Annotated in this window: 16 protein-coding genes; 8 read left to right on the top strand and 8 right to left on the bottom strand. The window is 59.9% G+C overall.

Going from position 1 to position 21,012, the window contains the following annotated elements; genetic code table 11:
- Positions 1-44 precede the first annotated feature (44 nt).
- Complete coding sequence (locus GA0061100_RS10700) at positions 45-584, top strand: CYTH domain-containing protein (RefSeq protein ID WP_075852695.1); 540 nt, start codon at positions 45-47, stop codon at positions 582-584.
- On the opposite strand, the gene GA0061100_RS10695 is transcribed toward GA0061100_RS10700, so the two are convergent.
- The 7 genes from GA0061100_RS10695 to melA (GA0061100_RS10665) all read right to left on the bottom strand — a co-directional run bounded on the left by GA0061100_RS10695 (position 581) and on the right by melA (GA0061100_RS10665) (position 10,961).
- Positions 581-1,723, bottom strand: a complete 1,143-nt coding sequence (locus GA0061100_RS10695; RefSeq protein WP_075852694.1) for a fumarylacetoacetate hydrolase family protein — start codon at positions 1,721-1,723, stop codon at positions 581-583. The two genes, GA0061100_RS10700 and GA0061100_RS10695, sit on opposite strands and share 4 nt — an antisense overlap.
- Before the next feature lie 179 nt (positions 1,724-1,902).
- Positions 1,903-3,273 carry an alpha-glucosidase/alpha-galactosidase gene (gene melA, locus GA0061100_RS10690; RefSeq protein WP_075852693.1) on the bottom strand — a complete coding sequence of 457 codons (1,371 nt, stop codon included), beginning with the start codon at positions 3,271-3,273 and terminating at the stop codon, positions 1,903-1,905.
- A gap of 18 nt (positions 3,274-3,291) precedes the next feature.
- Positions 3,292-4,962, bottom strand: a complete 1,671-nt coding sequence (locus GA0061100_RS10685; RefSeq protein WP_075852692.1) for an ABC transporter ATP-binding protein — start codon at positions 4,960-4,962, stop codon at positions 3,292-3,294.
- 13 nt (positions 4,963-4,975) lie between these two features.
- On the bottom strand, positions 4,976-6,103 hold the full coding sequence (locus tag GA0061100_RS10680) for an ABC transporter permease (protein ID WP_075852691.1): 1,128 nt from the start codon (positions 6,101-6,103) through the stop codon (positions 4,976-4,978).
- On the bottom strand, positions 6,103-7,113 hold the full coding sequence (locus tag GA0061100_RS10675; RefSeq protein ID WP_075852690.1) for an ABC transporter permease: 1,011 nt from the start codon (positions 7,111-7,113) through the stop codon (positions 6,103-6,105). The genes GA0061100_RS10680 and GA0061100_RS10675 overlap by 1 nt, the downstream gene beginning before the upstream one ends.
- A 157-nt stretch (positions 7,114-7,270) precedes the next feature.
- Positions 7,271-9,358: an ABC transporter substrate-binding protein gene (locus GA0061100_RS10670; protein WP_075852689.1), complete on the bottom strand. Its 2,088-nt coding sequence runs from the start codon at positions 9,356-9,358 to the stop codon at positions 7,271-7,273.
- 136 nt (positions 9,359-9,494) lie between these two features.
- Entirely contained in the window at positions 9,495-10,961 is a 1,467-nt protein-coding gene (melA, locus tag GA0061100_RS10665) for an alpha-glucosidase/alpha-galactosidase (RefSeq protein ID WP_075852688.1), read from the bottom strand.
- A gap of 211 nt (positions 10,962-11,172) precedes the next feature.
- Here melA (GA0061100_RS10665) and GA0061100_RS10660 point away from each other — a divergent pair, with 211 nt between their 5' ends.
- On the top strand, positions 11,173-12,078 hold the full coding sequence (locus GA0061100_RS10660; protein WP_075852687.1) for a helix-turn-helix transcriptional regulator: 906 nt from the start codon (positions 11,173-11,175) through the stop codon (positions 12,076-12,078).
- A 187-nt stretch (positions 12,079-12,265) separates the two neighbouring features.
- Positions 12,266-14,509, top strand: coding sequence for a glycoside hydrolase family 2 protein (locus GA0061100_RS10655; RefSeq protein WP_075852686.1), 2,244 nt, complete (start codon positions 12,266-12,268; stop codon positions 14,507-14,509).
- Between the two features lie 21 nt (positions 14,510-14,530).
- On the opposite strand, the gene GA0061100_RS10650 is transcribed toward GA0061100_RS10655, so the two are convergent.
- Entirely contained in the window at positions 14,531-15,442 is a 912-nt protein-coding gene (locus tag GA0061100_RS10650; RefSeq protein WP_075852685.1) for a GntR family transcriptional regulator, read from the bottom strand.
- A gap of 304 nt (positions 15,443-15,746) precedes the next feature.
- Between GA0061100_RS10650 and GA0061100_RS10645 the strand changes: the two genes are divergently transcribed.
- From GA0061100_RS10645 to GA0061100_RS10625, 5 genes are all read left to right on the top strand, one after another.
- Positions 15,747-16,766 carry an aldo/keto reductase gene (locus GA0061100_RS10645; protein WP_075852684.1) on the top strand — a complete coding sequence of 340 codons (1,020 nt, stop codon included), beginning with the start codon at positions 15,747-15,749 and terminating at the stop codon, positions 16,764-16,766.
- Between the two features lie 266 nt (positions 16,767-17,032).
- Positions 17,033-18,022 carry an ABC transporter substrate-binding protein gene (locus GA0061100_RS10640; RefSeq protein WP_075852683.1) on the top strand — a complete coding sequence of 330 codons (990 nt, stop codon included), beginning with the start codon at positions 17,033-17,035 and terminating at the stop codon, positions 18,020-18,022.
- A gap of 94 nt (positions 18,023-18,116) precedes the next feature.
- Positions 18,117-19,667 (top strand): sugar ABC transporter ATP-binding protein, encoded by a 1,551-nt coding sequence (locus tag GA0061100_RS10635; protein ID WP_075852682.1) that lies wholly within the window; start codon positions 18,117-18,119, stop codon positions 19,665-19,667.
- 32 nt (positions 19,668-19,699) lie between these two features.
- Positions 19,700-20,671, top strand: a complete 972-nt coding sequence (locus GA0061100_RS10630; RefSeq protein WP_075852681.1) for an ABC transporter permease — start codon at positions 19,700-19,702, stop codon at positions 20,669-20,671.
- Positions 20,672-20,732: 61 nt separating this feature from the next.
- A partial coding sequence (locus GA0061100_RS10625) for an IS5/IS1182 family transposase (RefSeq protein WP_075852680.1) occupies positions 20,733-21,012 on the top strand: 280 nt, incomplete at its 3' end.

Here is a 21,012-nt window from a genome sequence, read left to right as displayed (position 1 = left end):
GGGCAGGTGCCCGTGCTTTTGAGAGGCGGGCGCCCCATTTCAATATGGCGAACTCAATTCCGAAATATGCCCGGCCCGAATATGAACGCCGTTTTCTTCTCAGCGACATTCCAGATCTTTCCGGAATAGCATCCCGGCTGATTGAAGATCTTTATCTCGACGGCACCAGGCTGCGCCTGCGCAAGATTATCTGCGAGGATGGAAACGAGCAATACAAGCTCTGTAAGAAGTACCCCGGTCCGAGTGCCGATCCCCTCGCAATCGTCAATATCTACCTGACATCGCAGGAATATGATCTCCTTTCAGCACTGAGCGGCAAAGGCGTTCGCAAGAGGCGGTACAATATCGCCTTGTCCACGCTCTGCCTCGATGTTTTCGAAGGTCAGCTTGACGGCTTGGTTCTATGCGAGATCGAAGCGGAGTCGGCCGCCGTGCTGGACGCAATCATGCCGCCGCCATGGGTCGGGCGCGATGTTTCCAACGATGCATTTTTCGCCGGCGGCAATCTTGCCTTGATCGATGCCGCGCAATTGACGACAAAACTGTCATCCCTCCAGTCTTGCGTTCGCCGGCCGACGCCTTAAATTAAACCGCGCCGAGCGAGATTGCGCATCAGATGCGACGCGCCGAACGTCCAGGGGGGGCAATCGGTCGACAGCAGCACACGGTTTTTGAGTGATCCCAGCTTGTCGTTGGAGATGGTGACGATGTCGCCGATCTTGTGGGTGAAGCCTTGGCCGGGTGTGTCGCGATCCTCGACAGGCGCAAAAAGCGTTCCCATGAACAGCACGAAGCCGTCGGGATATTGATGATGTCGGCCGATGGTCTGCGAGACGAGATCGAGAGGATCGCGGCTGATTTCCTTCATCGACGAGCGGCCGTGCAGCACATAGCCGTCCTCGCCTTCGACCTTCAAATCGAGATCGGCATTGCGCACGTCATCCAGAGCGTAAGTCTCGTCGAACAGACGGATGAACGGCCCGATCGAGCAGGAAGCGTTGTTGTCCTTGGCCTTGCCGAGCAACAGGGCCGAACGGCCTTCGACGTCGCGCAGGTTGACGTCGTTGCCAAGCGTTGCGCCCTTGACCCGGCCCTGGCTGTCGACGGCAAGCACGATTTCCGGCTCGGGATTGTTCCATTTGGAGATCGGATGCAGACCGACATCCGCGCCTGGCCCGACCGAAGACATGACCTGCGACTTCGAAAAGACTTCGGCGTCCGGCCCGATGCCGACTTCGAGATACTGCGACCAGACACCTTCCTCAATCAGCGCCGCCTTGACCTTGGCTGCTTCGGGCGAGCCGGCCTTGAGGTTGCGCAGGCTATCGCCAATCAGTGCAGTCACCTTGCCGCGGATCGCTTCAGCAAGATCGGGATTGCCGGCGGCGCGCTCCTCGATGACACGCTCCAGCATTGAGCGGGCAAAAGTGACGCCACAGGCCTTGATCGCCTGCAGATCGATGGGTGCGAGGAGATGGAGAGCCGAGCGATCAGCCTTGCCGGCGAGCAAATCGTCGAGCCTGGCAACGGCTTCGCCCTTTTGCGCGCGAACGAAAACAACCGGATCGTCCTTTTCCAGAAGGTCGCGCATGGTCGGCGTTTCCTTCGACGTGATGTCATAGAGCATACCGTCGCGGACGATGACGAGGGCAGGGCCATCAACATCCGGGCGCCAGATGCGGCCGACGAATGTTCCGGTGGTGAATGTTTCCGAGCTGGCCATGTCGTTTGTCTCCTCCAAACTGCGAGTGTTTTCTAACCCAGGCGAATGCGCTTTGCCATCGGTTATCGATGCGACATTCGCCCGCGTTTTGGATTTTCATTTTCTCCGGCACGGTAAAAATGTAAGGCCCCGCGGCAGCACCGCGAGGCCTTTGGGCCGCAAGCCGGGAGAGAATGGCTTCAGGCGGCCTGAACCTTGCGATTGCCGCGCGCCCATTCCGGCAGCCAGTCGCCGTGGGCGACGAGCAGTTCGTCGACCAGCGACCAGATCTGGTCGAGATCCAGTTCGGCCGCCGTATGCGGGTCCATCATCGCGGCATGATAGATGTGCTCGCGATTCTCGGTCATGAGCGCCTTTACTGTCAGCTCCTGCACGTTGATGTTGGTGCGGATCAGAGCCGTCAGCTGCGGCGGCAGGTCGCCGACATAGGTCGGCTGGATGCCGGAGGCGTCGACGAGGCAGGCGACTTCGGCCGCGCAATTGAACGGCAGCGAGGTGATGCAGCCATTGTTGCGGACATTGCCGTAGATGACGGAGGGTTCGCCGGTCCAGACCGAATTGATGATCGAGGAGGCATATTCCTTCGATTGCTTGACCTCGATCTTCTCGGCGGTGCGATATTCCTCTGCCTGGTTCTTCCAGCGTGCCACTTGCTCGATGCAGCGCTTCGGATATTCGTCAAGCGGAATGCTGAACTTCTCGATCAGGTCCTCGCGGCCTTCCTTGATGAAGTAGGGCGTGTATTCGGCGAAGTGCTCCGAGCTTTCGGTGACGAAATAGCCAAGGCGGGTCAGCATTTCGTAGCGTACTTTATTCGGGCAACGCGGGTTCCAGCCGGGCTTCGGCGCGCGTCCCTCGCGATAGGCGCGCACGAGATCCGGATAGAGATTGCGATAGGAACCGTCGGCCTGGCGATGCTCGAATTCGAGATAGAAGGCCATGTGGTTGATGCCGGCCGAACGGTAGCGGATCTCGTCATAGGGAATGTCGAGATCGTGCGCCAATTCCATGGCCGTACCCTGGACCGAATGGCAAAGGCCGACCTGCTTGATCGTTGGGTACTTCTCGCCGATCGCCCAAGTGTTGATCGCCATCGGGTTCACATATTGCAGCATGATCGCATTCGGGCAGACCGCGAGCATATCCTCGCAGATCTTCCAGAGATGCGGGACCGTGCGCAGGCCGCGCATGATGCCGCCGACGCCGAGCGTGTCGGCGATCGTCTGGCGCAGGCCGTATTTCTTCGGCACTTCGAAATCGGTGACGGTGCAGGGCTCGTAGCCGCCGATCTGGAAAGCGACGACGACAAAGTGCGCGCCGTCAAGCGCCTTGCGCTGATCGGTAAAAGTCTCGACCGTGGCCGAGGCGCCGAGCGTCGAGGCCAGCTTGCGAGCGACGATGGCGCTTTCGTCGAGCCGCTGCTGGTTGATGTCCATCAGCGCGATCCTGGCGCCTGCTAGGGCAGGGCGCTGCAAGACGTCGCCGATGATATTCTTCATGAAGACGGTCGAGCCGGCGCCGATGAAGGTGATCTTGGGAGTTGCTGTCATTTCAAAATCTCCTGGATGCTATGAAGCCACCTCGAACGCCGCTCTGACAAGGCGTTCGGTGTAGGCCGTCTTGGGATGCGATAGAACCTCTTCGACCGGCCCTTCCTCCATGATCTTGCCATGCTGCATGACGATGACACGATGGCAAAGGGCGCGGACGACCTTGAGGTCGTGTGAGATGAAAAGGTAGCTCAGACCTTTTTCGTCCTGCAGCTTGCGCAGGAGATCGATGATCTGGGCCTGGACGGAAAGGTCGAGTGCGGAGGTCGGCTCGTCGAGCAGAATGAATTCCGGCTCGAGCGCGATGGCGCGGGCGATCGCGATGCGCTGGCGCTGGCCGCCGGAAAACTCGTGCGGGAAGCGCGAGAGGATATTGGTCGGCATGCCGGCACTGACGAGCGCTTCCTTGACGCGCTCCAGCCGCTCGGCCCTGTTGGCGCCGAGATTGTTGACCACCAGTCCCTCGGAAATGATCTGGCCAATGGTCATGCGTGGGTTCAGCGACGAGAAGGGGTCCTGAAAGACGATCTGCATGCGCGAGCGCAGCGGCCGCATCTCGGCGCGAGACCGGCCATGAATAGGTTGCCCGTCGAAAAAGATCTCGCCGCTATCGGCATCGATCAGGCGCAATAGCGCCTGGCCGAAGGTGGTTTTGCCGGAGCCGGATTCGCCGACGAGGCCGAGCGTTTCGTGACGACGCAGCTCGATATTCAGGCTATCGACAGCGACCAGCTCGCGCATGTCAGGCTTGAAGAAACTGCCATGGCGCAGCATGAACGCCACTTTCACGGACTTGCCTTCGAGCACCGTATCGCAGTTCGGCGGCAGCGGCTTTGCCTGCCCGCGCGGCTCCGAGGTCAGCAGATGTTGTGTGTAGGGATGCTGCGGATTGGCGAACAGTGCGTCGGTCGTATTGTGTTCGCGCATCTCGCCGTGTTGCATCACATACACATAGTCGGAGAATTGCCGCACGACCGTCAGATCATGGGTAATCAGGATCACCGCCATGCCGAGCTGCTTCTGCAGATTGCGGATGAGGTTCAGGATCTGCGCCTGCACGGTGACGTCGAGCGCTGTCGTGGGCTCGTCGGCGATCAGTACATCGGGATCGTTGGCAAGTGCCATGGCGATCATCACGCGCTGACGCTGCCCGCCGGAGAGCTGATGGGGATATTGCTTCAGGCGCGCCTCTGGGTCAGGGATCTGCACCTGCTTGAGCAGGTCGAGCGCCCGCTTCTCGGCATCGCGACGGCTGACCTTGCGATGGACCCTTATCGCTTCAACGATCTGGCTGCCGATGGTGTAGATCGGATTGAGCGAACTCATCGGCTCCTGGAAGATCATCGAGATGCGGTCGCCGCGCAGTTGCCGGCGAGCTCTCTCCGAAAATTTCAGCACGTTCTTGCCGTCGTAGTGAACAGCGGATTTGTCGGAAACGACGGCACGCTTGGTCAGGAGGCCCATCACCGTGCGGGCCGTCACCGATTTTCCCGAGCCGGATTCGCCGACAATCGCGATGGTTTCGCCACGATAGAGCTGGAATGTGATGTCCTTGACGGCATCGACGATGCCGTCCTCGACCTTGAATTTGACGGCGATGTTGCGGGCGTCGATGACGGGCGAGGTCGTCTTTTCGCCGGCATCGTGCCTGACATCGGGGGCGAAGGGATTGACGAGTGCGAGAGCCATGGTCCTTCTCCTCTCAATAGGGATCGATCGCGTCGCGCAGTCCGTCGCCGAGCGCATTGAAGGCGAAGACGGTGACGAGAACGAAGGCGACGGGCGAGAGAATCCAGGGATAGGAGCCGATGACCGAATAGGTCGACGTATCCTGCAGCATCAGCCCCCAGGAGATCAGCGGCGGCTTCACCGCAAAGCCCAGGAAACCAAGGAAGGATTCCAGGAGAACGACGCTGGGGATTGCCAGCGTCACCGTAACGATGACGTGGCTCATGACGTTCGGGAAGATATGCTGGAGAATGATGCGCCGGTCGGTGGCGCCCACCGCCATGGCGGCCCGAACATAATCGATCCTTGCCAGTGCCAGCGTCTTGCCGCGAACCTCGCGGGACATCTGCGCCCAGCCGAGCGCCGACATGACGATGATGACGAAGGCAAGGAAGACGTTGGTGGGCGCCGTCACCGGGATCAGCGAGGTCAGCGCCAGATAGAGCGGCAGCTGCGGGAAGGCCAGAACCACTTCGACGAAACGCTGGATCCAGGCGTCGAGCGTGCCGCCGAAATAGCCCGATATCATACCGACTGTGGTGCCGACGATGGTGACGATGGCAACGACTGTCAGCGCGATCATCAGCGAGATGCGCGAGCCGTAGATGGCGCGCGACAGCACGTCCCGGCCGAACTTGTCGGTGCCGAGGAAATGAACCGGGCCGCCGTCGGTCGTGCCGAACAGATGCCGGTCGCCGGGGATCAGGCCGAAGAGATAATAGGGATCGCCCTTGACGAAGAAGCCGAGGAGGCGCGGATGGTCGTAGTCCGGTCCGACGATCGGCTGGAACGTGACCGGGTCGAGATCGGTGGTTTCAACGAGCGCATAGACCCGTGGCTGGAAGGCGAAACCGCCGTCCTTGTCCCGGAAGCTTGCGACCTGCGGCGGCGCAAAGCCGGTATCGGTCGCCTTCGGATCGAGCGGCGCGACGAATTCGGCGAAGATCGCCATCAACAGCAGCAGAATGACGAGGGTAAGGCCGCCCATGCCGGTCCAGGAGCGCTTGAGGCGGCGCCATACCAGCGCGATATAGCTCTCGTTGCCACTCTTGTGCTTGATTTTTTCTTCCGGCGGCGGCGGGGAATTGCTGAAGGCGAGCATCAGTGGATCCCTCCCTGTTGACGCACACGTGGATCGAGCAGGGCGAGCAATACGTCCGCGATGATGTTGCCAATGATCAGGGTCGCCGAAAGCACCATCATGAAAGTTGCCGTGACATAGACGTCGCCGACCGCCATGGAGCCGACGATCGCCGGCCCGACGGTTGGCAGCGTGAAGATGATCGCGGTTTCGATTTCGCCGGTCAGCATGTAGGGCAGGACGACGCCCTGATACATGATGAGCGGATGCAGCGCGTTCGGCACGGCATGGCGCATGACAACGGCGCCGCCCGAAAGACCCTTCGCGCGTGCTGTCTCCACGTACTGGGCATTCAGCGTGTCGAGCAGATTGCCGCGCATGATGCGCATGTTGTAGGCGAGGCCGCCGAAGGTGGCGATCGCAACGACCGGCCAGACGTGTTTGACGAGATCGACGAATTTACCCCAGGACCACGGTGCGCCACCATATTGCGGCGAGAAGAAGCTGCCGATTTCCGAGACGTTGAGCTGGAAGACGAGGATATAGACGATGATCAGCGCCATCAGGAAGCGCGGCACCGTCATGCCGAGGAAGGAGATGCCGGCAAGCAGATTGTCGATCCAGCTATATTGCCGCGTCGCCGCCCATATGCCGAAACCAATGCCGAGAATGGATGCCAGGATGTGGCATACCAGCGCCAAAGCCAGCGTGCGCGGCAGGCGCTCGCCGACGACATCGGCCACCGGCTTGTTGTAGACCATACTGTAGCCGAAATCACCCTTGGTGACGATGCCGCCAACCCAGTTGAAATACTGGACGATCATCGGCTTATCGAGGCCATGTTCCTTGCGATAGGCTTGCGCCTGAGCGTCAGCCTGTTCGAAGGACGCGCCGCCCTGGTTCATCAGCTGCGAGCGGATGTAATCGGCATAGTCACCCGGCGGTGCCTGGATGATGGCAAACGTCACCACGCTCAGGATGAAGAGCACGGGGATCGCCGAGGCTATGCGAACGAGCAGGAATCGTAACATCGGACGGTTCGCTTCTCTTGATGCTGTCGGCAGTCTCCCTCTCTGGGAACGAGATGCGCCAGCGCTTCATTTTACCCGGCGATAGCTGATCGCTGGATGTTTCAGGTCCCATGGCAACCGGCGTCATGACGGCTGCCATGGGGTGTTTCATGCGATCTTACTTGATCGGACCGGCACTGCCCGGAGCGCCGGGAAGCTCATTGGGGAACAGCTCGTACTTGCCTTGCTTGTCGGCAGCCACCCACAGTCGCTCGCGGATGATCGAGTCTTCCGCCCAGTTGAACAGGAAGATCGGCGTGCCTGAGGGAACATTGGAGAAGCGCTTGTTGATTATGAGCGCGCCCGGATATTCGGTAAGGCCGATATTGTAGAGATTGCCGGTCGAGATCTTCTGGAACTGCTTCATCAGGGCCACGCGCTCGTCATTATCCTTCGACGTCGTGAACTTGTTGACGATGTCGACCATGTCCTTTTCGAAGGGCATCAGGTCAAGCTGACCGCTTTCCGGGGCGCGGTGGTTCCAGCTGGTGCGCGGGCCGACGGGAGCAAGCTGCTCGGTATTCTGGACCACCGACGCAAGTTCCGTGCTGTTGCGGCGGACCATCCAGTCGAAGCGGCCGCTGTAGTTGGCATCGTCGCGTTTCGGACCGACGAGCGAATTGATGATCACCCGAAGTCCAAGCTTTTCCATCTGGCTGACGACGCCCTCGGCAAGGCTCTTGTCGGTGGTGTAATCGCTGCTGACCAGAAGGGTGATTTCCACATCCTTGCCGCCGTTGACGCCGGCCGGGAAATTGACGATGCCGTCGCCATCGGTGTCCTTCAGGCCGGCTTTTGCGAGCTCGGCCTTTGCCGCTACGAGATCGAACGGATAATAGACCGTGGAATTGCGATCATAGAAGCTGCTGCCCGAAGACAGGCCGCCGGGATAGATCGCGGTGAAGGGTCCCTTGACCAGCGATTCCCCGAGGGCCTTGCGATCGAGCGCCATGGTAACGGCCTTGCGGAAATCCTCGTTGCGGTTCAGTTCGCGCACAGCCTGCGCACGCTCGTCCGGATTGCCCCAACCGTTGGCGGAGAAATTCATCTGCAGATTATAGCCGATGAGGCGTGGACCGAAGGCCAGACGCGCAGGCGCATCGGGCTGTGCTGCGCGCTTCAGCGAAGCGACGAAGTTTTCCGGCTGCTCGAGGTTCGACAGGTCGGCGGAGCCGGCGACGGCCTGGACGTCACGATCGGCCCAGGTGGAGAGCTTGTAGTGCAGCTCGTTGAGGTAGGGCAGCTGGTTGCCCTTCTCGTCGACCTTCCAGTAGTAGGGGTTGCGGCGCATGACGATGATATCGTCGGAGCGATACTCGACCGGCACCCAGGCGCCCATGACCGGAATGTTCATATATTCTGGCGGGAAGGCGTTCTTGAACTGGTCGTAGGTATTCTTGGAATATTTCGGATGCTGCGGCTTCAGGATATGCGATGGACCCGGGCAGAAGTTCGGATAGGCCATCGTGTAGAGATATTGCTTCGGGAAGGCGTCCTTGAAGGTCCATTCGATCGTGTAGTCGTCGATCTTCTTCAGCGTCGTTCCCTCGCCGAAGGCTTCCGGCGATGCGCCGCCGCCGAGTGGCGACACGTTCGGGTCGATGACCTCGTCTTCCCAGTAGAACATGATGTCGTCGGCGTTGAAGGGCACTCCGTCGGACCATTTCGCGCCCTCGATGAGGTGCATGGTGAGCTTGTGGCCGTCCGCCGACCATTCCCAGCCTTTGGCAAGGTTCGGCAGCGGTTCGGTGTCCTTGGCCTCGACCTGGAAGAGCGGTGCGGTACGCGTCAGGCACTCGGACAATCCGATGTCGATGCCGCCCCAGCCCTGCGTCTGACCAGCGCCGTAATTCCAGCCTTCCGGCCGCCCGCCGATGACATGGCGCAGCGTGTCGCCATAGACGCCGATGCCGTCAGGCATGTTGCCGGTCTTATAGACCAGCGGCTCCTTCGGCAGGCGATCCTTGACGGGCGGGAGCTTGCCGGTCTTGACGAAATTATCGGTGACCCAGGCGGGTTCGTGATATTCGGGCAGCGCCTTGAACTCCAGAATGGAGCTGCGCTCGACATATTTGATCTTGCCTTCCGCCGGAAAGACCGGTGGAACGGGTGGCGCAGTCGGCTCGGCCGCATAAGCGGTCATGGCGATTGCGGATGTGGCAATCGTCAACGCGGCCAGAAGGCCGATCGGTCGAAAATGTCTCATCTTGTTCTCTCTCCCAAAATCGCGAGCGCTCCGTTCGAGGCCTCGCGTTCCTCCTTTGAAACGAAAGATGGCTGGTTGAAGCGGGCTATCCCCTTAAGATCCCGCCTCAACCTCCATCTTCCGGCCTGCTTGCTCGTCAGCCCGCCTGTTTCAAGGCGGCTTTCTCCGCGCGCAACTCCTCGATCGAGCGAACGTTGCGGCTCGCTGCACCCTTCCAGTCGCGCGTCTTGACCTTGCCGCGCGACAGGCGATCCTTCGCATCATCCACGGCGTGGGCGTATTGCGGCAGCCAGCGCGCTTCCACGACGACCATTTCATCGACCATCTGCCAGACCTCCTCCGGCGTGGCGACGGCGCCGACCAGCGGGTCGTGCAGGACGGCGAGCTTCAAGAGATCGATATCGCCGCTGATGGCGGCATGGACCGACATGCGCTGAACGTTGATCGAAGAGATGCATGTCGCAGCGCATGCCTCAGGCAGCGTAATGCCTGCCACCATGTTGATGCCGAAGCGATCGACGAAGCCGGGCGACTCGATGATGGCATCGCTTGGCAAATTGGTGATGACACCATTGTTCTTGACGTTGAAATGGCCGCGATAGATGCGATTGGTTTCCAGCGCTTCGAGAATGTGGCTCGCATGTTCGTTGGAGCGGCGCGCGGGATCGATCGGCTGCGAGGCGCTGTCGAGGATCTGCGGGAATTCCGTCTCGAACCAGTTGCGCGTCTCGGTGGAGTGGCGCAGATAGCCGCCGGTTTCGCCATGAATCCAGTCCGACATGTCGATCCATTTGTTGATCTCGTCGGGACGCTTGCGATACCAGGGCAGGTATTCGGACAGGTGACCATTGCTCTCGGTCGAATAGACGCCGAAGCGCTTCAACACATCGATGCGCAGCTTTTCCTGCTGCGAGAAGACCGGATGCGCTTCGAAGGCGGCGATCAACTCGTCCTTGCCGATCTTGCGGCCGTTGAGGCGCAGATCGACGAACCAGGTCTGATGGTTGATGCCCGAGCAGATATAGTCGAGTTCGTTCTTGTCCTTGGCGCCGAGCACTTCGGCGATCTGTTCAGCGCCGTGCTGGACGCCGTGGCAAAGGCCGATCGTGTCGACCTTGCCATATTCGATCGCCGCCCAGGTGTTCATCGCCATCGGGTTGGCATAGTTCAGGAATTTGGCGCCGCTTTCGGCGACCTCGCGGATATCCTTGCAGAAATCGAGGATGACCGGAATGTTGCGCTGGCCATAGAGAATGCCGCCGGCGCAGATGGTATCGCCGACGCACTGGTCGATGCCGTATTTCAGCGGAATGCGGATATCTTCGGCGTAAGCCTCCAATCCGCCGACCCGCACGCAGCTGATGATATAGCGCGCGCCTTCCAGTGCTTTGCGGCGATCCGTGGTGGCGGTGACGCGCGTCGGCAGCTTGTTGGCTTCGACGATCCGGTCAAGGATCGCCTTGATCATCGTCAGATTGTGCTCACTCATGTCGGTCAGCGCGAATTCGACATCGCGGAATTCCGGCACGCAGAGAATGTCGGTGAACAGCTTTTTCGTGAAGCCGACGCTGCCAGCGCCGATAATAGCGATTTTGAAACTCATGATCCTCACCTTCAAGTCGGTCGAACGAGCAGCGGCAGGGGAGACAGCAGCATTTTCGCCCCATGATCACACCGGTTGCGAGACGGGCCGAAATCGTGGGTTTTCCTCCAATCGCCGGTCCTCTACGGCGGTCAAGCGCTGTTTTCTGGCGGGATTATGCCTATAATAACCGAAGCGAACAGAGAACTATTATGCTTTTAGGGGTAATTTTGTGCTGCAGGAATTGATCGACAACGGACAGGTCATGCGGACGGTTTCGCTGCCGCGCGGACGCCACCGCCTGCATGCCATGCCGACCAGCGCTGGCTATGAAGTCAGGCACGACGAGCCCTATGACTGGGACGGGCGGCGGCGCGGCCAGACGCCGTTCACCGTGCTGCAGCACACGATCAGCGGTACCGGGCGATTGCGCTACGAAAATCGCAGCTATCGCGTGGATTCAGGCGATACGCTCCTGGTGCTCGTGCCGCACAATCATCGCTACTGGCTGGAGAAAGGGGAGCGCTGGGAGTATTTCTGGATCTCCATGAATGGCGAGGAGGCATTGCGCATCCATCGCCTGATCCTCGCCGCGGCCGGTCCCGTCTTGAAGCTGCAGCAGGCAACCATCGATCATCTGGCCGATTGCAGCCTGCGGCTGGTCAAGGGTGCCAAGACACCTGCTTCGGCTTCGGCTATCGCTTATGAGGCAGCCATGGCGCTTTATGACGACGTCTTCGGCTCGCATGCCTTTGCCGCCGACCGCTCCGTCATGCAGATTGTCATCGACCATATCAACGCCAATCTCGACAAACCCCTGCCGGTCGATGAGCTTGCAAAGGTGAGCGGCCTCAGCCGTGCACATTTCTCACGCGTCTTTGCCGAGAGCGAAGGTGTGCCGCCGGCGGAATTCGTGCTGCAGCAGCGCATGCAACGCGCCGCGAAGCTGCTGACCAAGGCAGCCTTCATTCCGGTCAAGGAAGTAGCGATCATGTCAGGCTTCGACGATGCCAACTATTTCTCAAAGGTATTTCGCCGCATCTATGGCATCAATCCAACCGAGTTCCGCACGACTGGCATGTATGCCGCGGTGCGCAGCCCGGTCGAGGAGGCGAGGAGCGGACGGAGCCGCTCGTGAGGAAACCGCTTTTTCAATCGCTTGCTTGTCCTGAAAATCGAAATCCGCCAACCGGTCGCATTGCGCAACGGCGGCGAGCCTGTATAGATATCGCCCCGCGGCGTCCCGCCTGCCTCGCCGCGCGCCTGACTCCCCAGCAACATCTGTTCGTCACCCGATGCGACGGGCTTAATCGATAGGATTGAATATGCGTTCTGTTGTCGCCTTAAACGAATCCTGGACGTTTCATGAAGGATTTTCGCCTGAGAATGTCGGTCGCTCGCAGGAAGGACAGAGCGTTACGCTCCCGCATACCGCCGTCGAACTGCCTTTCAACTATTTCGACGAGAAATCCTACCAGCGCGCCTTCACCTATCAGAAGATCATCAATTGGGATGAGACCTTCACCGGGCGCGAAGTATCGCTGATCTTCGATGCGGCGATGGCCGACGCGGTCGTCTATCTGAACGGCGAGGAGATCGTCGTGCACAAGGATGGTTATACGCCGTTCGAGGCGCGTCTGACCGGCCGGCTGCGCGAGGGCCAGAACCTGATCACCGTCAAGATCGATGGCAGCGAGAATCCCGAGATCCCGCCTTTCGGTGGCCGGATCGATTATCTCACCTATGCAGGCATCTATCGCGATGTCTGGTTGAAGGTTGCCGCTCCCGTCTCGATCGCCAACATCAAGGTTGAAACGACGGATGTCCTTTCCGACAGCAAATCCGTGACGGTACGCTGCGACATCGCCAATCCGCAAAAGCTCGCTTTCAAGGGCAACGTGAAAGTTACCCTGCGGTCCAGCGACGGCGCGGTCATCGCTTCTAGTCAGGCCGACACATCCGACGAGAGCGTGACACTCAGCTTCAGTGGCCTTGCAGGCCTTTCGCTCTGGGAGCTCGACGATCCCGTTCTCTATTCGGCCGAGGTGGAGCTTACGAGCGATTACGGGATGGATCGACTTGTCGCGACTTTTGGTTTCCGCACGGCGAGCTTTACAGCCGAAGGTTTTCTGCTGAACGGCAAGAAGCTGAAGCTGCGCGGCCTCAACCGCCATCAGGCCTTCCCCTATGTCGGCTATGCCATGGGGCGCTCGGCGCAGGAGCGCGATGCCGAGATCATGAAGCGCACGCTGAAATGCAATATCGTGCGCACCTCGCACTATCCGCAGTCGAAGTGGTTTCTCGACCATTGCGACCGCATCGGCCTGCTGGTCTTCGAGGAAATCCCCGGCTGGCAGCATATCGGCGATGAAGAATGGCAGCAGGAATCGATCCGTAACGTCCGCCGCATGATCGAGCGCGACTGGAACCATTCCTCGATCGTCATCTGGGGCGTGCGCATCAACGAATCCCAGGATTCCCACGATTTTTACGCCGAGACGAACCGGCTGGCACGCGAGCTCGACCCGACGCGTCAGACCGGCGGCGTGCGTTATATCACCGAGAGCGAGATGCTCGAGGACGTCTACACGATGAATGATTTCATCCTCGGCAACGAGGAGCTGCCGGGCGCCAACCGGCCGCGCACGCCGCTGAGGCCGCAGCAGGAAAACACCGGCCTTTCCAAGGATGTGCCCTATCTGATCACCGAATTCGGCGGCCATATGTATCCGACGAAAATCTACGACCAGGAGCAGCGCCAGGCCGAGCATGTGCGCCGGCATCTGGAAGTTCTGAATGCCGCCTATGGCGATCCGTCGATATCAGGCGCCATCGGCTGGTGCATGTTCGACTACAACACCCACAGCGATTTCGGCTCCGGCGACCGCATCTGCTACCACGGCGTGATGGACATGTTCCGCGAGCCGAAGTTCGCTGCCTATGTCTATGCCAGCCAGTGCGAACCTTCCGAAGAAATCGTCATGAAGCCGGTAACGATCTGGGCGCGCGGCGAGCGCAATATCGGCGGTGCCCTGCCACTGATCGTGCTCACCAATTGCGACGAGGTCGAGCTGCGTTATGGTTCGCTGACCAAGCGTCTCGGCCCGGACCGGGAGACGTTCCCGCATCTGCCACATGCGCCCGTCGTCTTCGATCACCGTTCCTTCACCCCGGATGAGCTCGGTGTGTGGGGTATGGAGTGGGAAGACGTGCATTTCACCGGCTATATCGGCGGCAAGCCGGTGGTGGAGCAGCATATGGTCGCCAATCCGCTGCCGACGTCGCTTCAGGTCGAGGCCGATGTCGATACATTACGGGCAGGCGAGCGCGATACGGTGCGCGTCATCGTGCGCGCACTCGATCAGGCCGGCTCGCGTCTGGCTTTCCTCAACGAAGCCATCACGATCAAGGTCGATGGTCCGGCCAAGCTCATTGGGCCGCAGACGGTGGCATTCCAGGGTGGAACCACGGGCTTCTGGTTGCAGGCGACGGGTAAGGCCGGGGCGATCAAGCTCGACGTCTCGTCCCCACGCTTTGCCAGCCAAAGCTTGAGCTTCACTGCAAAGTGAGCGAACAGCCGGCTCTTGCCGTCAGGCGGCCGAGCCGGCAACTTCGCCTGCACCCTGCGGGATCGACTGTAACAGCGTTTGCCGTGCCGAAGCGAGATGCCGGCGGCAGGCAGCATCGATCCTTTGCTGGTCGCGCGATTGCAGCGCTTCGATATAGTCGAGATGCTCCGCTACGGCGCGCGCATTACGGTCGCGTGCGAAAGCTTTGTTCCACTGGTAGTGATAGTGAAAAATGATGGCGATGACGTCGTAGAACTCGGTGATGAACCGGTTCTTCGAGGCACGATGGATGAGAAGGTGAAACTTTTCGTCGAGGCGCGAGAAGTCCCGGTAATGCGCGTCGAAATCTCTGAGCAGCTCGTGGTGCTCCTGCTCAATCGCCTTGAGATCCTCCCAGGCGTGATGATTGGCAGGCAGGCGGCCGAACTCGGCGGCTGAATGCAACTCGAACATCTCGCGCACATCGGCAAGCTCGAGCGCAAATTCACTGGTGAAACCCTTGAGTATCCAATGGCTGTTCGGCCGCTTCTCGATCAGGCCGAAACGGCTGAAACGGATCAGGAATTCACGCACGACCGATGTGCCGGTGCCGATTTCACGGGCGAGTTCCAGCTCGTTGATCTGCATGCCCGGCTGGGCTTCGTCGGACATGATGCGTATCATGAAGCTGCGCTCGATGATATCGTGCAGTGAATCGGTTTCTTCCTTGGGGAAGAAATCTGACTGTGTCGGCAGGCGCAGCACGGTCTTCTGCCGCTTATTCCAGAGAATGATGCCAGCGTCACTTAGACGCATAAGGATCGCGCGCGCCGTGCTGCGGCTGACGCCGAGTTCGGCAGCGATCTCCGGCTCGCTCGGTAGCTCTGTATCGGGCTTCAGGCGCGCCGCATAGCGATTGTACGCCTCCTTGAAGAGCGTGTTTTGCCTTGCCATTTCCCCCTCGCGTATCGTCGCCGCTCTTTACCGGCGGCGCTGTCTGAACCATGATCGAATGGCAGTCAATTGCAGGAGTGTTGACGGAACCGCACCAGCCACCTTCCTCCCAGGCATGACGCGATTTGCTCGTTGACACCAAAATGTTTATTGTAGATAAAAAACAAAATCAATTGGCGGATGGACTATCGGGAGCTGACCGTCGCCAATAGAGAAGAGGAGATGGAGCGACCGGTTTGAGGTCACTCCGAAGCGGATCTGAGATCGGCGGAAATGAAATAAAGGCCATCACAAGGGAGAGGTGATGCGAAGAAGAACAATCGGCAGGACGGGCCTTGAGGTCACGGAGATCAGCTTCGGCGCCGCAGCGCTGGGCGGCCTCTATCGTGCCTGCCCTCGCGACCAGGCGATGGCGACCCTGCAGGCGGCCTGGGATAGCGGTATCCGTTATTTCGACGTCGCACCCTGGTATGGTTTCGGCCTTGGCGAACGCCGCGTCGGCGATTTCCTTCGCGACCAGCCCGAGGACAGCTATGTGCTGTCGACCAAGGTCGGTCGTCTTATGCGCCCGGTGCCGACTGACAAGGTGCCGAATTACGGCTATGTCGACCCTCTGCCCTTCGATGCCGATTATGACTATTCCTATGACGGTATCATGCGCTCGGTCGAGTTCAGCTACGCCCGTCTCGGGCTCAATCGCATCGATATTCTCTATGTTCACGACATCGGCGGCTACACCCATGGCAAGGCGCTCAATGAGCACTATCTGGCTCAGCTTCTAGGGTCTGGATTTAAGGCTCTGGAGGAGCTGAAATCATCGGGAGCGATCAAGGCCTATGGCCTCGGCGTCAACGAGGTGCCGGTCTGCCTGGATGTGATGAACGCGGCCGATATCGACTGCATCCTGCTCGCAGGCCGCTATACGTTGCTGGATCGTTCGGCGGTCGCCGAATTGCTGCCGCTTTGCGAGAAGAAGGGAACGTCGCTGATCGTGGGCGGCGTCTTCAATTCCGGCATTCTGGCGACTGGCCCTGTGCCCGGCGCGCATTTTGACTATCTGCCGGCGACGCCGGATATTTTGGCCAAGGTGGGGGCGATGGAGGAGATCGCCCGCAAACATGGCCTGCCGCTTGCTCAGCCGGCGCTTCAGTTTCCGCTGCACAGCCCTTGCGTGGCTTCGGTACTGATCGGCACGGCAAAGCCGGAAAGTCTTGTCCGCAACATGCAGCTGGTGGAGCCAAGGCTTCCCGACAGCCTCTATGCGGAGTTCGAAGGTTTGACTGTGGTCGCGCCTCCGTTGGGAGACGAGGCGGTCAGAGTCTAGCAATTCCAGGAAAAGTGCGCAGCGGTTTTCCGTCCGGAATTGCGTTGAAATAGCAGATGGAGCGGTTTTGCGATTCCTAAACCGCTCCAACAGATTGGGAGCTATCGAGCCGTCGGGAGAGACGGCTTCGAAGAGGAGGAAAGCCTGTTTTGGCGTCGGTGGCCTTCCGCCGCGCGATGCGTGATGCCGCAAGGTGTTGCGATACCGAGCCGTAAGCGTTCAGCGGCGGGTGTGCAGGAGAGAGAGCGCGTTGAGAGGAGAAGCAGATGAAAATTGCCAAGTCACTTCTGTCCCGCCGCAGCTTTACCGGCCTTGCCGGCGCTGCCATCATCGCCATGGCGATGCCAGTGCAGTCCTTCGCGGCCGACGTGACCATTCCGATCATCGTCAAGGATACGACATCCTTCTACTGGCAGATCGTGCTTGCCGGCGCCCGCCAGGCGGGCAAGGATCTCGGTGTGAAGGTGCCGGAACTCGGCGCACAGTCGGAATCCGATATCAACGGCCAGATCAGCATTCTCGAAAACGCCGTTGCCGGCAAGCCGGCGGCTGTCGTCATTTCGCCGACCGAATTCAAGGCGCTCGGCAAGCCCGTGGATGAAGCCGCCAAGTCCGTGCCGGTCGTCGGCATCGACTCGGCCGCTGATTCCAAATCCTTCGTGTCGTTCCTGACGACGGACAACACGCAAGGCGGACGCATTGCCGCCGACGGCCTAGCCGCTGCCATCAAGGGCATGACCGGCAAGGAAGAGGGTGAAATCGCCATCATCACCAGCCTGCCGGGCGTCGGTTCGCTCGACCAGCGCCGTCTGGGCTTCCTGGAAGAGGTCAAGAGCAAGTATCCGGGCCTCAAGGTCGTTGCTGATAAATATGCGGACGGTCAGGCCACGACCGGGCTCAACATCATGACCGACTTGATCACGGCCAATCCGAAGCTCGTCGGCGTCTTCGCCTCCAACCTGATCATGGCCCAGGGTGTCGGCCAGGCGATTGCCGAAAACAAGCTCGGTGACAAGATCAAGGTCATCGGCTTCGACAATGACGACAAGACCGTCGGCTTCCTGAAGTCGGGCGTTCTTGCCGGCCTCGTGGTGCAGGACCCGTATCGCATGGGTTATGACGGCATCAAGACGGCGCTCGCCGCTTCCAAGAAGGAAAAGGTCGAGGCCAATGTCGACACCGGCGCCAACCTCGTCACCAAGGCGAACATGAGCGATCCGAAGATCGATGCCCTGTTGAACCCGAAGGTCAAGTAAGGCTTGAGGCCGCGCCCGTGCGATCGGGCGCGGCCTTTTCGTCTGGCCGCCTTCTCAAGGCGGTTGCGCGGCGATGCGAGAGGGAGGAGACCTCATGACGAGCCTTGAAGAAATCAGCCATCGGCACGACGACACCGTCAAGACTGAAGCAAACCGCATTCCAGCCGGCTCGCCCATCCTCGAGCTTAAAGGTCTGCAGAAGCGCTATGGCTTCGTCGAGGCGCTGAAGCCGGCGACGGTTACGTTTCTGGCCGGCGAGATCCATGCGATCGTTGGCGAGAACGGCGCGGGTAAATCGACCCTCATCAAGCTCCTGACGGGTGTCATCACAAGAACGTCCGGCGAAATCTTCTGGTGCGGTCATCCTGTGGCGCTCGCAACGCCGAATGAGGCGATCGCTCGCGGTATCAATGCCGTGCATCAGGAAGTGGTGCTTTGCCCGCATCTGACGGTCGCGGCCAATCTTTTCCTTGGCGATGAAGTCAATCGTTTCGGCCTGATGCGCAAGAAGCAGATGGTGGCGATGGCGCAGACCGTGCTCGACGATCTCGGCTTCGGTCTGCCCGCCGGCGAGCTCCTGAGCTCACTCACGATCGGCCAGCAGCAGCTGGTCGCGACCGCGAGGGCAGCGATGCGCGGCACGCAATTTCTGATTTTCGACGAGCCGACCGCCTATCTTACCCGCCAGGAATCGGCGCAGCTGTTCAAGCTGATCCGCCGCCTGCAGGGCGAGGGCGTGACGATCGTCTATATCAGCCACCGCATGGAAGAAGTGTTCGAGCTCGCTGATCGGGTTTCCGTCTTACGCGACGGCACGCATGTCGGCACCCGCACGATCGCGGAAACCAATGAGGACGAACTGATCAAGCTGATGATCAATCGCTCCATCGAGCAGATCTACCACAAGGAAGAGATTCCGATCGGCGACACCATTCTCGAGGCGCGAGGTCTTTCCGGCCCTGGTTTCGAGAATGTTTCGCTCAGCGTTCGTGCCGGCGAGATTGTCGGTCTTTACGGGCTCATCGGTGCCGGCCGCAGCGAATTCGCGTTGGGTCTTTACGGTCGCCAACCGCTCTCCGCAGGCGAAATCTACTGGCAGGGGCGCAAGGTCGACATCCGCAACGAGCGCGATGCGATGGATCTCGGCATTGCGCTGGCGCCGGAAAGCCGCCGCGATCAGGGGCTCTGCCTCAATCTGCCGATCGGGCTCAACATCAATCTGCCCGTGTTCAAGCGGCTGAGCCGCGGCCCGGTCATCAACAATAAGGGCGAAGCGGCCAATGCCGACAAGCAGATCCGCGATCTCAGCATCAAGACGCCGAGCCGGCGGGTTCTGGTTTCCGCCATGTCCGGCGGAAATCAGCAGAAAGTGGTCATCGGCAAGTGGCTGAGCCACGGTGCCAAGCTCTTTATCTTCGATGAGCCGACCGTCGGCGTCGATGTCGGCACGAAGGCCGAGATTTATAGACTGTTTGCCAAGCTGCTGCGCGATGGCGCCGGCATCATTGTCATCTCTTCCTATCTGCCTGAGGTTTACGAGCTCGCCGATCGTCTGCACGTCTTCCGCCACGGCCAGCTGGTCGCCAGCCATGATTTCCATGCGGCAACGCATGAGGAAGTCCTGGGCGAGGCAATCGGCGTTTGAACAATAAACAAGTCTAAAGAGGGAGAACAAAAATGGCCGCGAATACGACAGAAGGCCCGACCGTTGCGCCGCGGCGCAAGATGAACATCCTCTTCAGCTTGACGCTGATCCTACTGCTGCTGGCGCTGTGGGTTGTCCTGGGCTTCTGGACCGACAAGTTCTGGACGCCGCTCAACATCACCAACCTCATGCGTCAGGGGTCGATGACGGCCATTCTCGCGCTGGGCCAGACCTTCGTCATCATCACCGCGGGTATCGACCTTTCCGTCGGCGCGATCGTCGGCTTTTGCACCGTCATTATCGCCTGGCTGCTTCAGGCCGGGTTTCCGGTCTGGGCGGCCATCCTCATCACCTTGCTATTCGGGGTTTTGATCGGCGCGTTTCACGGCTTCGGCATCGTGCGCATGGGCCTGCCGCCCTTCATCATCACGCTCGCGACACTGACGTCGCTTCGCGGCATCGGTCTCCTGATTACCAACGGCTCGACGATCAATATCGTCAATGACGATTTCACCAATTTCGCCGTTTCGGATTTCCTGGGGATACCGAGCTTGTTCTGGATGGTGATCCTGGTGGCGATCCCGGCCGTGATCTTCCTGCATCTGAGCCGTTGGGGGCGCTACCTCTTCGCTGTCGGCTCAAACCGCGAGGCTGCGCGCTTGTCCGGCGTCAACGTCAACTGGATGATCTATCTCGCCTATATCCTGTCGGGAACCTGCGCGGCCTTCGTCGGCGTTCTGCTTGCCTCGCGCATCGCCATCGGCAATGCCACGCAGGCCGATGGCTGGGAGCTGCAGGCGATCGCCTCGTCGGTGATCGGCGGAACCAGCCTGTTCGGCGCGGTCGGTACGGTCTACGGCCCGCTGATCGGAGCCTTCATCCTGGCGACCATCAACAACGGCGCCAACCTGCTGAACCTCAATTCCTTCTGGCAGCGCATCATCACTGGTGTCCTGATCATCGTCATTGTTTATTTCGATCAGCTGCGTCGTCGCCGGGCCTAGGGTCAGGACCTATTAAATTGGATTGAGATGTGATTCTCACGGTTTCCAGAAGGAGACCGTGATGAGTGATTTGTTTCTGCTGAGCGAGCGCCAGATGTCTCGGATCGAGCCGTATTTTCCCTTGGCCCATGGTGTTCCACGTGTCGATGATCGCCGTGTCATCAGCGGCATTGTCTACGTCATCAAGCATGGGCTGCAATGGAAGGATGCGCCAAAGGAGTACGGGCCGCACAAAACACTCTATAACCGCTTCATCCGTTGGAGCCGTCTTGGTGTGTTCGATCGCATTTTCGCGGCGCTTTCCGGTGAAGGGCCAAGGCCCGAGCGCATCATGATCGACG

It is taken from the genome of Martinezella hainanensis (assembly GCF_900094555.1).
GTDB classification, from domain to species: Bacteria; Pseudomonadota; Alphaproteobacteria; order Rhizobiales; family Rhizobiaceae; genus Rhizobium; species Rhizobium hainanense.
The sequence above is the reverse complement of the archived record's forward strand: the minus strand, read 5'-3'. Positions and strand labels throughout refer to the sequence as shown.

Coding starts and splice junctions, on each gene's coding strand:
- GA0061100_RS10685 (WP_075852692.1), bottom strand. CDS start 4,962: ATGGCTCTCGCACTCGTCAATCCCTTCGCCCCCGATGTCAGGCACGAT.
- GA0061100_RS10655 (WP_075852686.1), top strand. CDS start 12,266: ATGCGTTCTGTTGTCGCCTTAAACGAATCCTGGACGTTTCATGAAGGA.
- GA0061100_RS10700 (WP_075852695.1), top strand. CDS start 45: ATGGCGAACTCAATTCCGAAATATGCCCGGCCCGAATATGAACGCCGT.
- GA0061100_RS10675 (WP_075852690.1), bottom strand. CDS start 7,113: ATGTTACGATTCCTGCTCGTTCGCATAGCCTCGGCGATCCCCGTGCTC.
- GA0061100_RS10670 (WP_075852689.1), bottom strand. CDS start 9,358: ATGAGACATTTTCGACCGATCGGCCTTCTGGCCGCGTTGACGATTGCC.
- GA0061100_RS10635 (WP_075852682.1), top strand. CDS start 18,117: ATGACGAGCCTTGAAGAAATCAGCCATCGGCACGACGACACCGTCAAG.
- melA (WP_075852688.1), bottom strand. CDS start 10,961: ATGAGTTTCAAAATCGCTATTATCGGCGCTGGCAGCGTCGGCTTCACG.
- GA0061100_RS10695 (WP_075852694.1), bottom strand. CDS start 1,723: ATGGCCAGCTCGGAAACATTCACCACCGGAACATTCGTCGGCCGCATC.
- GA0061100_RS10650 (WP_075852685.1), bottom strand. CDS start 15,442: ATGGCAAGGCAAAACACGCTCTTCAAGGAGGCGTACAATCGCTATGCG.
- GA0061100_RS10640 (WP_075852683.1), top strand. CDS start 17,033: ATGAAAATTGCCAAGTCACTTCTGTCCCGCCGCAGCTTTACCGGCCTT.
- GA0061100_RS10680 (WP_075852691.1), bottom strand. CDS start 6,103: ATGCTCGCCTTCAGCAATTCCCCGCCGCCGCCGGAAGAAAAAATCAAG.
- GA0061100_RS10630 (WP_075852681.1), top strand. CDS start 19,700: ATGGCCGCGAATACGACAGAAGGCCCGACCGTTGCGCCGCGGCGCAAG.
- GA0061100_RS10645 (WP_075852684.1), top strand. CDS start 15,747: ATGCGAAGAAGAACAATCGGCAGGACGGGCCTTGAGGTCACGGAGATC.
- melA (WP_075852693.1), bottom strand. CDS start 3,273: ATGACAGCAACTCCCAAGATCACCTTCATCGGCGCCGGCTCGACCGTC.